Consider the following 13,591-nt stretch of genomic DNA (forward strand, 5'->3'; position numbering starts at 1 on the left):
CGCGATCTCCTGACCGCGAACCCTTGCGTCCCTCCTTCGCACCCTTTAATGATATAATATATCATTTATGGGACGAAGCCGTGCCGGGGGCACGGGCGCCGCGGCGCCTGCGCCTTGGCTTCGGCCGGGACCCGAAGGAGCGCAACCCATGCCTCAGGCCCGCCTGCCCGTGACCGTCCTGTCCGGCTTTCTCGGCTCGGGAAAGACCACGCTGCTCAACCACATCCTCGCCAACCGCGAGGGGCTCAAGGTGGCGGTGATCGTCAACGACATGAGCGAGGTGAACATCGACGCCGAACTGGTGCGCGCGGGCGGCGCCAATCTCTCCCACACCCAGGAGAAGCTGGTGGAGATGACCAATGGCTGCATCTGCTGCACCCTGCGCGATGACCTCCTGAACGAGGTGCGGCGGCTCGCCGAGGATGGGCGCTTCGACTATCTGCTGATCGAATCCACCGGCATCGCCGAGCCGCTGCCGGTGGCCACCACCTTCGACTTCCGCGACGAGGCGGGCCATTCCCTCTCCGACATCGCCCGGCTCGACACCATGGTGACCGTGGTAGACGCAGCCAACCTGCTGAAGGATTTCAGCTCCCGCGACTTCCTGCGCGATCGTGGCGAGACCGCGGGCGAGGAGGACGCACGCACCCTGGTGGACCTGCTCACCGACCAGATCGAATTCGCCGACGTGATCGTGCTCAACAAGATCTCGGCGGTGGATGCCGACAAGCGCGCGGTGGTGCGCGGCGTGGTGAAGTCGCTCAATCCCGATGCCCGCCTGATCGAGACCGACTATTCCACCGTGCCGCTGAAGGAGGTGCTCGGCACCGGCCGCTTCGACTTCGTGCGCGCCAGCGCCCATCCGCTCTGGTTCAAGGAGCTGAACGGCTTCAAGGATCACATGCCGGAAACCGAGGAATACGGCGTCGGGAGCTTTGTCTACCGGGCACGCCGGCCGTTCCACCCCGAGCGGTTCAACGCCTTCCTGGCGCGCACCTGGCCGGGGCTGGTGCGGGCCAAGGGCCTGTTCTGGCTCGCGACGCGCCCCCAGCGGGTGGGCGAGATGAGCCTTGCCGGCGCCATCTGCCAGACCGGCACCATCGGCCGCTGGTGGGCGAGCGTGCCGCAGGAGAATTGGCCGACCCAGCCCGACTGGCGCTCCTGGCTGCGCGCCCACTGGGTGCCCGGCTATGGCGACCGGCGGCAGGAACTGGTGTTCATCGGCATGGGGCTGGACGAGGGCGCCATGCGCGCCGCGCTCGATGCGTGCCTCGTCGGCCCCGCCGATCCGCTGCGCTTCGATGCCGAGAAGCTGAAGCACCTGCCGGACCCGTTCCCGGTGTGGGAGGCCGCGCCCACCTGAGGCGAAACGCCGAACAAAGCAGGGGGTTCACCGCCCCTTGCGCCGCCCGCGGATGTCGGCGTCGAGCAGGATGCCGCGGGTGACGGCGTCGCGGCCGAACTTCTCCTTCAGGCGGTCCATGGCGCCCTCGGCCGCCTTCATGCGGCTGGCGCCGGTGTCCACGAGATCGGAGGGGTCGGCCGCCTCCGCCGTGCCGAGATCGGAGACGCCGACGCCGATGAGGCGGAAGCGCGTGCCGTCGGCCTCCTTCGCCAGCAGATCGTGCGCGGCGGCATAGATGCGGCCGGCGAGCGCGGTGTGGCTCTCCAGGGTGCGCGCGCGGGTGCGGATGCGGAAATCGGCGGTCTTCAGCTTCAGCGTCACGGTGCGACCCGAAAGCGCCGATTTCTTCAGCCGCGCGCTCACCTCCTCGGCGAGGCCGTAGAGCGCCTGCTCCAGAGGGCGCAGGGCGGCGATATCGGCATCAAAGGTGGTCTCGGCGGAGACGCTCCTGGCCTCGCGGCCGGGATCGACCTTGCGGGTGTCCTGGCCGAAGGCGAGCCGCGACAGGCGCAGGCCCTCGGCGCCGTAGCGGCGCGCGAGGTCGGCGGGCGCGGCGCGCTGCAGGTCGGCGATGGTGGAAAAACCGTCCTTGGCGAGCTTCGCCCCGAACGCCGCCCCCACGCCCCAGATGAAGGTGACCGGGCGCGGCGCCAGGAACGCCGCCGCCTCCTGCGACCCCAGCACCGAGAAGCCGCGCGGCTTGTCGAGGTCGGAGGCGATCTTGGCCAGGAACTTGTTGGGCGCGAGCCCCACCGACACGGTGATGCCCACCTGCCGCTCCACCTCCAGCGCGAAGCGGGCGAGGATGAGCGCCGGGCTCGCGCCGTGCAGCGCCTGGGTGCCGCCGAGGTCGAGGAAGGCCTCGTCGATGGAGAGCGGCTCCACCAGCGGGGTCAGCGCCTGCATCAGCGCGCGCACCTGCCGGCCGGCGATGCGGTACTTCTCCATGTTCGGCTTCAGGATCACCGCCTCGGGGCACAGCGCCCTGGCCTTGAACATGGGCATGGCCGAGCGCACGCCGCTGATGCGGGCGATGTAGCAGCAGGTGGACACCACGCCGCGCTTGCCGCCGCCGATGATGAGCGGCACGTGCGCGAGGGAGGGATCGTCCCGCTTCTCCACCGCGGCGAAGAAGGCGTCACAGTCCACGTGCGCCACCGTCAGGCGGTGGATCTCGGCGTGCCGAACGAGGCGCGGGCTGCCGCAGGCGACGCAGCGCGGGCCTGCCCCGGCCTCGGCGAGGCAGTCGCGGCAGAAGCCGGGGGCCGCGCTCACGGCCGTCTCAGGAGCGCCGGACGGTCGAATCGGGATCGAAGGGCGGCGCCAGGATGTCGTGCGCGCCCACCACATGGCGTGGGTCGAGCTTCTGCTCTTCTGCGAACGCCAGCAGCAGGCCCTCGTCGGCGATCAGGAAGGCGAGCACGCCGGCGCCGAAGTCGCGCCGGCCTGCCGCCTGCCGCAGGCTCGCCGGCGTGAGCCCGGTCTCGCCCAGGAACCGCACTAGGCGCTCGCCATCGGCGGCGATGAAGGCGAGGGCGGCGACGGCCACCTGCTCGGCGGCGGCGCGCTGGGCGATCAGGCCCTTCGGCTGGGGGGTCTGGTTGTCCTTCAGTGCCATTTGCTCTTCCGCAAGGAATGGGGTCTAGCTGTCGCCATTCCACCACGTCCGCGCGGTGCTGCGAAGCGGGGGCAGGGGACGAGCGGGCGAGGCGCCATGGCGAAGACGGTGATGATCGTCGAGGACAACGAGCTCAACATGAAGCTCTTCCACGACCTTCTTGAGGCCCATGGCTACCGCACGGTGGAGACCCGCTCGGGAGTGGAGGCGGTGGAGCTCGCCCGTGCCCACCGGCCGGACCTCATCATCATGGACATCCAGCTGCCGGAGATTTCCGGCCTCGACGTGACCCGCAAGCTGAAGGCGGACCCTGAATTGCGGTCGATCCCGGTGGTGGCCGTGACCGCCTTCGCCATGAAGGGCGACGAGGAGCGCATCCGCGCCGGCGGCTGCGAGGCCTACCTGTCGAAGCCGATCTCGGTGATGCAGTTCCTCTCCACCGTGCGGCAGTATGCGGGCGGCTAGGGCGGCCTGCGACGGCGGCCGGGGACAGGGCGAATCGCCTGCTTTTCCTGCGGGCCGTATTGAGCTACTGTTAAGATATCTTGAAGGTCCGGGGCGGAGTGGCGCGCGCAAAGACTGCATCCTTGCGCAGCGGTCGCGTTCGCCATCTCCGCGCCCGATCGAGACAACCCTGCGGAGTGCTCAGGTCCGCCGCATCTCCTGGGTCCGTGGGGTTTGGCCGGCGGGTGAGCGTGTTCGGGAGGCCTCCCCGTGCGCTCCCCGCCGGCCATCCACATCCGCCGCTCTGCTTCCATCGCTCCACGGCCCGTCCCGTCGCTCCATGGCCCTGCCCATCGCTCCGCGGCCGTCTCCCTCGCTCCGTCGCCCTCCGGCTTGACCGGAGGGCCCATGGACGCTGGCGGCGTGCCCAGCCGCCAGCGGATGGATGCTCCGGTCAAGCCGGAGCATGACGGCGGTTGCTGGGATTGGGGGCGTTCCATCGGCCCGCCACCCCCTCGACTGATGGGATGGTTCACCCGGGAGCCAATTACACAAAGGATGCCATGCAAAAGAGCGCCGGCCAGCTCTCCAGCCCCGCAAACAGAAAAGGGCGCCGCGCGGCGCCCCATCTCTCGCGAAGGATCACGCTGCGGCGGCGCAGGCGCGCCGCCGGCCGGATCACTTGATCTTGGTCTCGCGGAATTCCACGTGCTTGCGCACCGCCGGATCGTACTTCTTGAGCACGAGCTTGTCGGTCTTGGTGCGCGAGTTCTTCTTGGTCACGTAGAAGGTGCCCGTGTCCGCGCTGGACAGGAGCTTGATCTTGATGGTTGCAGCCTTGGCCATGTCTTGATCCCTGGGTGCCGCTTTCAGCGCGCGATTGTCCGCGAACGAAAAATGCCGCGAACGAGAAAAAAATCGACGATCGCGCTGCCGGGCAGGCGGCTCGTGGGCGCGGAACCTCGCTCAGGAAGCCGGCAATGTCAAGGCCCGGCGGGTGTCCGGCGCAGCGCGAGACGGCTTGCCACCATCAGCGCATAGGCCCCCAGCGTGCCGGCGATGACATAGGCGAAGCCGTAGGGGTCCGCCAAGTCCATCCCGAGCCCCACCGCCGGCGGCCCCGCGATCAGCCCCACCGAATAGAGCATGACGAAGGCGGCGTTCGCCGCCGCGAGATTCGCGCCGTGGAAGCGCGCGCCCAGATGGGCGAGGCCCACCGTGTAGAGCGAGCCGACGACGCCGGTGGCGAGGAACACGGTGGCGAGGAAATAGGGGCCGTCCACCTGCATCAGCGGCAGCAGCAGCGCCCCCACCGTGCCCGCCAGCGAGCAGCCGAGCAGCAGCAGGCGCCTGTCCACCCGGTCGCTGACGAGCCCGAGCGGGATCTGGAACGCGACGTTGCCCAGCACCGCCACGGTGAGCAGCAGCGAGGCCTGGCCCTCGCCGAGGCCAAGCCTGAGGCCGTAGAGCGGCAGGAAGCTCATGACCGCGGTCTCGATGGCCCCGAACACCAAAGCGGCCAGCAGCGCGGTCGGCGAGCGCCGCAGGAAGGCGAGGACGCCGTGATGGTCGTCGTCATGGATTCGCGGCGTCATGCCGTTGGCGAGCAGGATCGGGATGGCGCCGGCGAGCAGCACCGCGGCGCCCGCCACATAGGGTTCCCACCCCGCCGCGCCGAGCACGCTCAGGATCGCCGGCCCGAGCGCCGCCCCCACCGAGAGCGCCGTGGCGTAGATGCCCATGATGAGCCCGCGCCGGTGCGGCGGCGCCACCGCATTGATCCAGAACTCGCTGACCGCGAACAGCACGCACAGCGCCGCGCCGAAGGCGAAGCGCAGCGGGAACCAGAGCGCGAACGATCCCACCGCCTTGAAGGCAAGGAGGCTCGCGGCGGTGACAGCGATGGCGAGCGTCAGCAGCACCCGCACGCCGAGCTTGCGCACCAGCAGCGGCACGAACGGGGCGGTGAAGATGGTGGCGATACCCGCCACCGCCGTGTTCATGCCGATGAGGGTCCGGGAGATGCCGCGCGACTCCAGCTCCAGCGCCAGGAGCGGGATGGACAGGCTGATGCCAACCCCCACCACGGCGATGGCGGAGATGGCGGCGGTGATGGAGGCCGTGCGGCTCTTCTGGCTCATGGGGGCCTGTGGCCCGGCGGGCGCATGCATCGGGAGGCGGGAATCAGTGCGGGAAGCTGAGGCGGTGAACTATGGCAGGTATTCGCGCTGGAAGCGGCCGCCGCGCCAGAAGAAGAACGGAACCGGCAGGCGCGGCGCGAAGCCGGCCTCGATGCGGGCCTCGATCTCGGACAGGATCGCCCGGGTGATGGCGGGCAATTCGATCGCCTCGGTCTCGCGGAAGGAGAGCCAGCGCAGCTCGGTCAGCTCCGCGTCCGGCCCGACGACGCCCGCCACCTGGCCGCACACCGCATCCGCGTCGGCGCAGAAGAAGCGGGTGTCGAAGCGCTTCGGCCGGCGCGGCGGGGTGATGGCGCGGGCCACGTAGGTCAGCGCCTCCAGGTTTGGGAACACGCCCTCGCTCTCGAACATGCCCCAATCCTTGGCCGGCGCCTTGGGGGCGCCGAGGTCGCGGGTGCCGAGCAGGAGGCCGGTCTCCTCGAACAGCTCGCGGATGGCGGCGGCGGCGAGCCCGCGCGAACGCGACAAAGTCGGGCGCTGCACCCGCTCCATCAGGCGGCGCTCGCTCTCCGCGTCCACCACGCCGTGCACCGGCATGCGGGCATCGGCCGCTTCGAGGCGGCCGCCGGGAAAGACGTAGAGGTTGGGCAGGAAGCGGTGGCCGGCATGGCGCCGGCCCATGAGCATGCGCGGCACCTTGCCCTTGCGGTCGAGCAGGATGATGGTCGCCGCGTCCTTCGGCCGGCAGTTGGGCCAGTCCATGCGCCGCTCGGCGGCGTTGAGCTTCACCAGGATGTCGGGTTCGGGCTCGCCTGGGCTCTTGGCCGTTCCTGGGCTCTTGGCCGCTCCTGGGCTCTTGGCCGTTCCGGCCGTCTTCGTGCCTGCGCTCATGGACGGGCCGCGGCCTTCTGGGGGGCCGACTCGGCGGCGGCCATCGGCTCATATTCTACGCTGGCGGGATCGAAGCCGTGCATGCGCAGCGCCCACTGCAGGTTCACCAGCATGCCCTTCAGGAGCGGCAGGAGCGCGAGGCACAGCACCAGGGTCAGCGGCAGCCAGAGCGCCATGTGGACGCCGAGCGGCGGGGAGAACAGCTCCTCCACCAGAACCATCAGCGGCACCACCACATGGCCCACCACCAGGATGGTGGCATAAGGCGGGGCGTCGTCCGCCCGGTGGTGGTAAAGCTCCTCGCCGCATTGGGCGCAGGCCGGCGTCACCTTGAGGTAGCGCGGAAACATGCCGCGCGCCCCGCAGGCCGGGCAGCATCCCATGGCGCCGCGCAGGAGCGCCTGCGGCACCGAGCGCGGGGCGGGCGGCGTCGCGGTCTTGCCCGGAGCGTCGCTGGACGAGGCAGGGGCGGCGAGGCGGCTCGTGACGGTCATGTTCATGGACGCGGCGATCCTTTCATCTGCCCCTCTTCCCAGGCGCCTTGCCGGGCGCCTTGCCGCGGGACTTGGTCCTGGACTTGCCGCGGGATTTGCCCGGGAATTCGTCCGACTTCGCACGTCCTGTCCCGCCTTCGAAGCCCGCGCGCGACGCGCCTTTGGCCGGCAGGGACCTGAGACCCCGCGCGCGGCTCTTCGAGCGCCCTACATAGGTCCCTTCGCTCAGAAGCTCAAATCGCAGCGCCCCGGCCACCGGCGCCGCCTCCACCAGCTTCACCTCCACCCGGTCGCCGATGCGGTGCATCTCGCCGGTGCGCTCGCCAACCAAAGCCTGGCGCGCCTCGTCGAAGCGGTAATAGTCGGCGCCCAGCGTCGCCGCCGGAATGAAGCCGTCGGCGCCGGTGTCGTCGAGCGCGACGAAAAGCCCCGCCCGGGTGGCACCCGTCACGCGCCCGGTGAAGGTGGCGCCGATCTGGTCGGCGAGATGATGGGCGATGAGCCGGTCCACGGTCTCGCGCTCCGCCGCCATGGCACGCCGCTCGGTGACCGAGATGGCCGCCGCCACCTCACCGAGGCTCTCGGCCGTGGCCTCGTCCGGCAGCCCGTCGCGCCCGAGGCCGAGCGCGCGCACCAGCGCGCGGTGGACGATCAGGTCGGCATAGCGGCGGATCGGCGAGGTGAAATGCGCGTAGCGGCGCAGGTTGAGGCCGAAATGCCCATAATTCTCAGAGGCATATTCCGCCTGCGACTGGCTTCGCAGGATCACCTGGTTCACCAGCGGCGCCACCTCCGAGCCCTCCACCTGGGCCAGGATGCGGTTGAACTGGACCGGACGCACCTGCTCGGTCTTCGGCAAAGCGATGTCGATGGTCTTCAGGAAGTCGCGCAGCGCCGAAACCTTCTCCAGCGAGGGCGCGTCGTGGACGCGGTAGATCAGCGGCGTGCGCTTCTCCTCCAGCGTCTCGGCGGCGGCGACGTTGGCGAGGATCATGAACTCCTCGATCAGCCGGTGCGCATCGAGCCGCTGCGGCACCACCACCTTGTCCACCGTGCCGTCGGGCTTCAGCAGGATCTTGCGTTCCGGCAGATCGAGGTCGAGCGGCTGGCGGGCGTCGCGCGCCGCCTTCACGCAGGCATAGGCCGCATAGAGCGGGCGCAGCACGCCGGCGAGGAGCGGGTCCGTGACCTCGTCGGTCCTCCCCTCGATGGCGTCCTGCGCCTGGGCGTAAGCGAGCTTGGCCGCCGAGCGCATCATGATGCGGTGGAAGGTGTGGCCGCGCTTGCGCCCGTCCCGGCCGATCGCCATGCGCACGGCGAGCGCGGGCCGGTCCTCGCCCACCCGCAGGGAGCACAGATCGTTGGAGATGCGCTCCGGCAGCATGGGCACGACGCGGTCGGGGAAATAGACCGAGTTGCCGCGCAGCAGCGCCTCGCGGTCGAGCGGCGCCCCGGGGCGCACATAGGCGGCGACGTCGGCGATGGCCACGGTGACGAGGAAGCCGCCCTCATTGTCCACATCGTCGTCCGGCACGGCATGGACCGCGTCGTCATGGTCCTTGGCATCGGGCGGGTCGATGGTGACGAGGGGCAGGTCGCGCCAGTCCTCGCGCCCGCGCAGGCTCGCCTTGGGCGCCGCCTCCGCCTCCTTCAGCACCGCCTCGGGAAAGGCGTTGGGGATGCCGTGGGCATGGATGGCGATCAGGCTCACCGCCTTCTCGGTGTTGAGCGAGCCGAGCTTCTCCTTCACCCGCGCGGTGGGCAGGCCGAACACGCGATTGCGCGTCAACTCCACCGCCACGAGGTCGCCGTCCTGCGCTTCCTGCTCGGCGCCGGGCGGCACCTGCAGCTCACGGCCGAGCGCCTTCTTGTCGATGGGGATGATGCGCCCGCCGCCATGGGGCGCGGCGCGGAAGATGCCGAGATGCTGCTTGTGCGCCTTCTCCAGCACCTTGATGACGCGGCCGGTGGCCGGCGTCTCTGCGTCGCCGGGATCGGCGATGCGCAGCAGCACCCGGTCCGAGAGGCCGGCGGCGGCGCTTCGCTGCGCGCCGCCGGGCCGGCCGCCGCGGAAGCCGCCGTGCCGCTGGGGCTGGACGATGATGCGCGGCGCCTCGCCATGGGCCTCCGCATCCCATTCGACCGGCACGGCGACCAGCTCGCCATCCGCGTCGCGGGCGACGATGTCGGCCAGCACCACGCCGGGCAGGGCGCCGGGCACGTGCAGGCGGCGCCGCTGGCGCTCCACGGTGCCCTCGTCGGCGAGGTCGCGCAGCAGGGTCTTCAGCTCCACCTTCTGGGCGGCGTTCAGCCCGAAGGCGCGGGCGATCTCGCGCTTGCCCACGTGGCCGCCCTGGGAGGCGACGAAGGCCAGCACCTCCTTCTTCGAGGGCATCTCGCCGGTGGCGCGGGGCGCGACCACAAGCGCCTCCGCCCGCGCATGGGCAGCGGCCGCCTCCTTTCGCGCGGCGCGGGTACGGCCGGCACGAGGTGTATCGGAGCGGGCAGAGGTCTTCGCGGGATGCTGGGTGGGGCGCTTGGGCAAGGATCGGTTCCGTTTGACGAACGCTAGCTCGAACCGGGACCGGGGGCCAGCCTTGCATATATGGGATCAGCCGGCCCCGTGGCGAGGTGGGCCCGCGGCACCAATGGCGCGGCCGGCTCTGGGCGCCACGCCGGAACGCGCTATCGGTTCCAGACGCACCAGGGCGCGGCGCCGCCGGCCCACAGGGATTCCAGCTGCTGCTTGTCGCGCAGCGTGTCGCAGGCCTGCCAGAAGCCGGCATGCTTGAAGGCGGAGAGCTCGCCGGTATGGGCGAGGGTCTGCATGGGCGCCTGCTCCCACACGCTGGCGTCGCCGTCGATCAGGTCGATCACGGAGGGCTCCAGCACGAAGAAGCCGCCATTGATCCAGCCTATCTCGTCGCGCGGCTTCTCGGTGAAGGCGGTGATCCTGTCGCCGGAGCGGTCGAACTGCAGAACGCCGAAGCGGCCGGGCGGCTGCACCGCCGTTACTGTCGCCTTGAGGCCCGAGGCCTTGTGGTGGGCGATGAGGGCGGCGATGTCCACGTCGGCGACCCCGTCGCCATAGGTCAGGCAGAAGGCCTCCTCGCCGATATGCTTCCTCACGCGGCGGATGCGCCCGCCGGTCATGGAGTTCAGGCCCGTGTCCACGAGCGTGACCTTCCAGGGCTCGGCCACTGTCTCCAGCACCTTCACGGAGCCGTCGGACAGGTCGACGGAGAGATCCGAGGAGTGCATGTAGTAATTGCAGAAGTATTCCTTGATGACCTCCGCCTTGTAGCCGAGGCAGATGACGAAGTCGGTCACGCCGTGGAAGCTGTAGAGCTTCATGATGTGCCACAGCAACGGACGGCCGCCGATCTCGATCATCGGCTTGGGCTTCAGCTGGGTTTCCTCGGCGAGGCGCGTGCCAAAGCCGCCCGCCAGGATGACTGCCTTCATCGTTCCCCCCGTTCCTGAGACGTAAGCGCCTGGTCCCGCTCCGGGCGCCGAGGGACCTCGGCGGAGCCGCCCTCGAAGCGCTCCTGGATGATGGTGATCGGACCGCCGCGCGTGTTGCGGAAGATGCGCCCTATGTACTCGCCGAACACGCCGAGCAGCAGCGCGTTCACTCCTATGGAAATAAGGATGAAGACGTAGATGCTGGCGAGGCCGGTCGGGAACGCGGGGTTGGTGTAGCGCGCGATGACGTAGACCGGGATCGCCAGCACGCTGACCACCAGCGCGATGATGCCGACCCAGGTGGCGAGCCGGAGCGGCACCATGGAGGTGCTGAACAGCCCGTCCATGCCGAGCTTGATGACCTCGCGGATGCCGAAATTGCTCTTGCCCGCCTCGCGCTGGGCGCGGTCGTACTCGATGCCCACCTGGGGATAGCCGAGCGTGGCGATGGCGCCCCGCAGGTAGGGGGCATAGTCGTTGTATTCCTGCAGCGCATCGACGATGACGCGGTCGATGAGCCGGAAATCGCCAGCATCGAGCGGGATGGGCTCGTCGGACAGGTTGCTGATGAATGCGTAGCCCGCCTTGCGGATGCGCTGCATCAGGTGGCTCTCGTGGCGCTTGCGCCGGATGCCGTAGACCACCTTGTAGCCGCGTTCCCACAGGGCGATGAAGTCGGCCGCCATCTCCGGCGGGTCCTGGAGGTCGGCGTCGAGCTGGATCAGCGCATCGCCGCGGGCGTTCAGGTAATTGGTCAGGATTGATTTCTGGAAGCCGAAATTGCGCGACAAGCGGATGATGCGGATGCGCGGCTCGCTCGCCGCCGCCGTCTTCAGCTTCTCGACCGTGTCGTCCTCGGAGCTGTTGTCCGTGAACAGGAACTCGAAGTCGTAGCGGTCCGCGAGCGCGGCGGCGGTGCCCTGAAGGCGGTCGACCAGGCGCTCGATGTTCCCGGATTCGTTGTAGACGGGGATACAGAACGTAATCAGCTTGCGCGTGGTCATGGATCCGGTCCCGCAGGGTTAGGGGCGCATCTTGGCGATCGCGCGGGCGAGGCCCGAGCGCAGGTCGTCGCGCGGCGTCCAGCCCGTGGCCGCGCGCAGCTTGGAGACGTCCGCGACGAGGCGGTTGCCTTCCCCGTCCCGGAGCCCCACCGCGCCGAATTCCAGAAGATCTGGGCCGCCGCCGAGCAGCTCCGCCGCGAGCAGGGCGAAGCCGCGAACGGTGTTGCCGACGCCGGAGCCGAGATTGTACACCCCGGAGGGCGCGCGTCCCGCCGCGAGCGCCCCGGCAAGGCGCGCCACGGCTTCGCCGATATCCCGCTCGTAGAGCCAGTCGCGCACCTGAAAACCGGCGGAGAGCTTTGCGCGGCGGCCTTCCGCGTGCGCGTGCACGATGGTCGGCAGCAGGCGGTGGCCGCGCTCATTCTCTCCGTACATGCCGAACAGCCGCACATGGGCGGCGGCGACGCCGGCGTCCGCGCAGGCGGCGAGCGCGCGGCGCCCGCCTTCCGCCTTGGTCACCGCATAGGGCTCGTCCGTGTTCTCGGCTGCGCTCTCGTCGACGGCCTGCGCCTCGCAGGGCCGGTATTCGGAGCCGCTGCCGAGATTGACGAAGGCGTGCGCGCCGAGATGGCTGGCGAGCGCGCCGAGGCGTGCGGTGAGACCGATGTTCACCGCATCGAGCCGCTCGGGCTGGCGCGTGCCGGGGTCGACGCCGGCGCCCACGAGACTGACCACCGCATCGACCTTAAGGCCGGAGGTGGCCGCCGCGAGCGCTTCTCTGCTCCAGTCTTCCGGCAGCACGATCGCCTGCGCCCCCACCGCCGCGCCGGCGCGGCGCTGGAGCGCGAGCACCCGCCAGCCGGCATCCGCGAAGGCGCGCGCCACCGCCGGTCCGAGCTGGCCGGACGCGCCCGCGATCAGGACGCTCTCAGGCATGCGACGCACCGGCGCCGAGGGCCGGGGAGCCGATGCGCTCGCGATAGGCGCTGATCTGGCCGAGGGTGATGGCACGGGCCGCGGAGGGATCGTCATGGTAGCCGCGATACCATCCGGCGGTCGCGGCGAGGGTCTCGCCAAGCGTCCAGGCCGGCAGCCAGCCGAGCGCGGCGCGGGCCTTGGCGCTGTCGAGCATCAGCAGCTTGGCCTCGTGCTGGATCGCGGGCACGACATCCACCCTGAGCGATGACCAGTGCTGGGCCATGCGCTTCAGCATCTCCTCGACACTGACGCAGTCGGCACGGTCGGGACCGAAGTTCCAGGCGTCGGAGACGGCGCGGTTGCCGCGGGTGATCTGCGCCAGCAGGGTCAGGTAGCCATGGCAGAGGCACAGCACGTGCTGCCACGGCCGCACGGCCTTGGGGTTGCGGATCACCAGCGCCTCGTTCTGCACCGCCGCACGGGCGAAATCGGGCACCAGCCGGTCTTCCGACCAGTCGCCACCGCCGATGATGTTGCCGCCGCGCGCGCTGGCGATGAGCATGTCCTGGCCCCAGGAGGGCAGGGAGCTGCGATAGCTCTCGATGGCGATCTCGGCGCAGGTCTTGGAGGCGCTGTAGGGATCATGCCCGCCGAGCCGGTCGCCCTCGCCATAAGCGTGGTCGGTCTCGCGGTTGGCGTAGACCTTGTCGGTGGTGATGCACACCGCGCCCTTCACCTGCGCCTGCTGGCGGGCGGCTTCCAGCACGTGCACCGTGCCCATCAGGTTGGTGGCGTAGGTCTCGATCGGCAGCCGATAGGAACGGCGCACCAGCGGCTGCGCGGCGAGGTGCAGCACCAGGTCCGGTCGCACGCGCTCGAACACCGCGCGCACGGCGTCGGCGTCGCGGATGTCCGCGAACGTGCTGGAGACACATGCGGCCTCGACGCCGGCGGCGGCGAACAGGTTCGGGGCGGTCTCGGGAGGGAGGGACAGGCCGTGGACCTCGGCGCCGATCTGCGACAGCCAGAGGCTCGCCCACCCTCCGGTGAAGCCGGAATGTCCGGTGACGAGAATGCGGGCGCCCCGCAGGTCGCCCTCGAATGCCCCCATCGACGCCTCCCTTGCGAGTTCAGCCTGTAAGCACTAATTTTCAAGATGGAAAAGAGAAAAATCTCGCTCGAAGCCGGCTCACAGTCCCTCTCACGCATGA

The 13,591-nt window shown here is 69.9% G+C and carries 13 protein-coding genes; 2 read left to right on the forward strand and 11 right to left on the reverse strand.

Annotated elements, in window-relative coordinates; genetic code table 11:
- Positions 1 to 148 precede the first annotated feature (148 nt).
- Entirely contained in the window at positions 149 to 1,363 is a 1,215-nt protein-coding gene (gene zigA / locus V5F67_RS13475) for a zinc metallochaperone GTPase ZigA (RefSeq protein WP_394017335.1), read from the forward strand.
- Positions 1,364 to 1,390: 27 nt separating this feature from the next.
- Here the strand turns inward: zigA and V5F67_RS13480 are convergent, their stop codons facing one another.
- Both V5F67_RS13480 and V5F67_RS13485 read right to left on the reverse strand, forming a co-directional pair.
- The gene (locus tag V5F67_RS13480) at positions 1,391 to 2,680 is read right to left on the reverse strand and encodes a DNA polymerase IV (protein ID WP_394017333.1); all 1,290 of its coding nucleotides are present in this window, start codon (positions 2,678 to 2,680) and stop codon (positions 1,391 to 1,393) included.
- A 7-nt stretch (positions 2,681 to 2,687) separates the two neighbouring features.
- A complete protein-coding gene (locus V5F67_RS13485; protein ID WP_394017331.1) occupies positions 2,688 to 3,023 on the reverse strand; it encodes a DUF3572 domain-containing protein in 336 nt (111 codons plus the stop codon).
- Between the two features lie 96 nt (positions 3,024 to 3,119).
- On the opposite strand from V5F67_RS13485, the gene V5F67_RS13490 reads away from it, so the two are divergent.
- Positions 3,120 to 3,488 (forward strand): response regulator, encoded by a 369-nt coding sequence (locus tag V5F67_RS13490; RefSeq protein WP_394017330.1) that lies wholly within the window; start codon positions 3,120 to 3,122, stop codon positions 3,486 to 3,488.
- 657 nt (positions 3,489 to 4,145) lie between these two features.
- Here V5F67_RS13490 and rpmG read toward each other — a convergent pair.
- The 9 genes from rpmG to rfbG form a co-directional block, all read right to left on the reverse strand.
- The gene (gene rpmG, locus V5F67_RS13495; protein WP_121622253.1) at positions 4,146 to 4,313 is read right to left on the reverse strand and encodes a 50S ribosomal protein L33; all 168 of its coding nucleotides are present in this window, start codon (positions 4,311 to 4,313) and stop codon (positions 4,146 to 4,148) included.
- A gap of 137 nt (positions 4,314 to 4,450) precedes the next feature.
- Positions 4,451 to 5,608: an MFS transporter gene (locus V5F67_RS13500; protein ID WP_394017328.1), complete on the reverse strand. Its 1,158-nt coding sequence runs from the start codon at positions 5,606 to 5,608 to the stop codon at positions 4,451 to 4,453.
- Positions 5,609 to 5,677: 69 nt separating this feature from the next.
- Complete coding sequence (locus V5F67_RS13505; RefSeq protein ID WP_394017326.1) at positions 5,678 to 6,499, reverse strand: NUDIX hydrolase; 822 nt, start codon at positions 6,497 to 6,499, stop codon at positions 5,678 to 5,680.
- Positions 6,496 to 6,999, reverse strand: coding sequence for a DUF983 domain-containing protein (locus V5F67_RS13510; protein WP_394017325.1), 504 nt, complete (start codon positions 6,997 to 6,999; stop codon positions 6,496 to 6,498). The genes V5F67_RS13505 and V5F67_RS13510 overlap by 4 nt, the downstream gene beginning before the upstream one ends.
- A gap of 16 nt (positions 7,000 to 7,015) precedes the next feature.
- Positions 7,016 to 9,388, reverse strand: a complete 2,373-nt coding sequence (rnr, locus tag V5F67_RS13515; protein ID WP_394017809.1) for a ribonuclease R — start codon at positions 9,386 to 9,388, stop codon at positions 7,016 to 7,018.
- A gap of 290 nt (positions 9,389 to 9,678) precedes the next feature.
- Positions 9,679 to 10,458, reverse strand: a complete 780-nt coding sequence (rfbF, locus tag V5F67_RS13520; RefSeq protein WP_394017323.1) for a glucose-1-phosphate cytidylyltransferase — start codon at positions 10,456 to 10,458, stop codon at positions 9,679 to 9,681.
- Positions 10,455 to 11,462 (reverse strand): glycosyltransferase family 2 protein, encoded by a 1,008-nt coding sequence (locus V5F67_RS13525; RefSeq protein WP_394017322.1) that lies wholly within the window; start codon positions 11,460 to 11,462, stop codon positions 10,455 to 10,457. Before V5F67_RS13525 ends, rfbF begins: the two co-directional genes overlap by 4 nt.
- A gap of 18 nt (positions 11,463 to 11,480) precedes the next feature.
- Entirely contained in the window at positions 11,481 to 12,398 is a 918-nt protein-coding gene (locus V5F67_RS13530) for an NAD-dependent epimerase/dehydratase family protein (RefSeq protein ID WP_394017320.1), read from the reverse strand.
- The gene (gene rfbG / locus V5F67_RS13535) at positions 12,391 to 13,491 is read right to left on the reverse strand and encodes a CDP-glucose 4,6-dehydratase (RefSeq protein WP_394017319.1); all 1,101 of its coding nucleotides are present in this window, start codon (positions 13,489 to 13,491) and stop codon (positions 12,391 to 12,393) included. The genes V5F67_RS13530 and rfbG overlap by 8 nt, the downstream gene beginning before the upstream one ends.
- Positions 13,492 to 13,591: the final 100 nt, after the last annotated feature.

Source organism: Xanthobacter pseudotagetidis (assembly GCF_043194795.2).
Classification (GTDB): Bacteria; Pseudomonadota; Alphaproteobacteria; order Rhizobiales; family Xanthobacteraceae; genus Xanthobacter; species Xanthobacter tagetidis_A.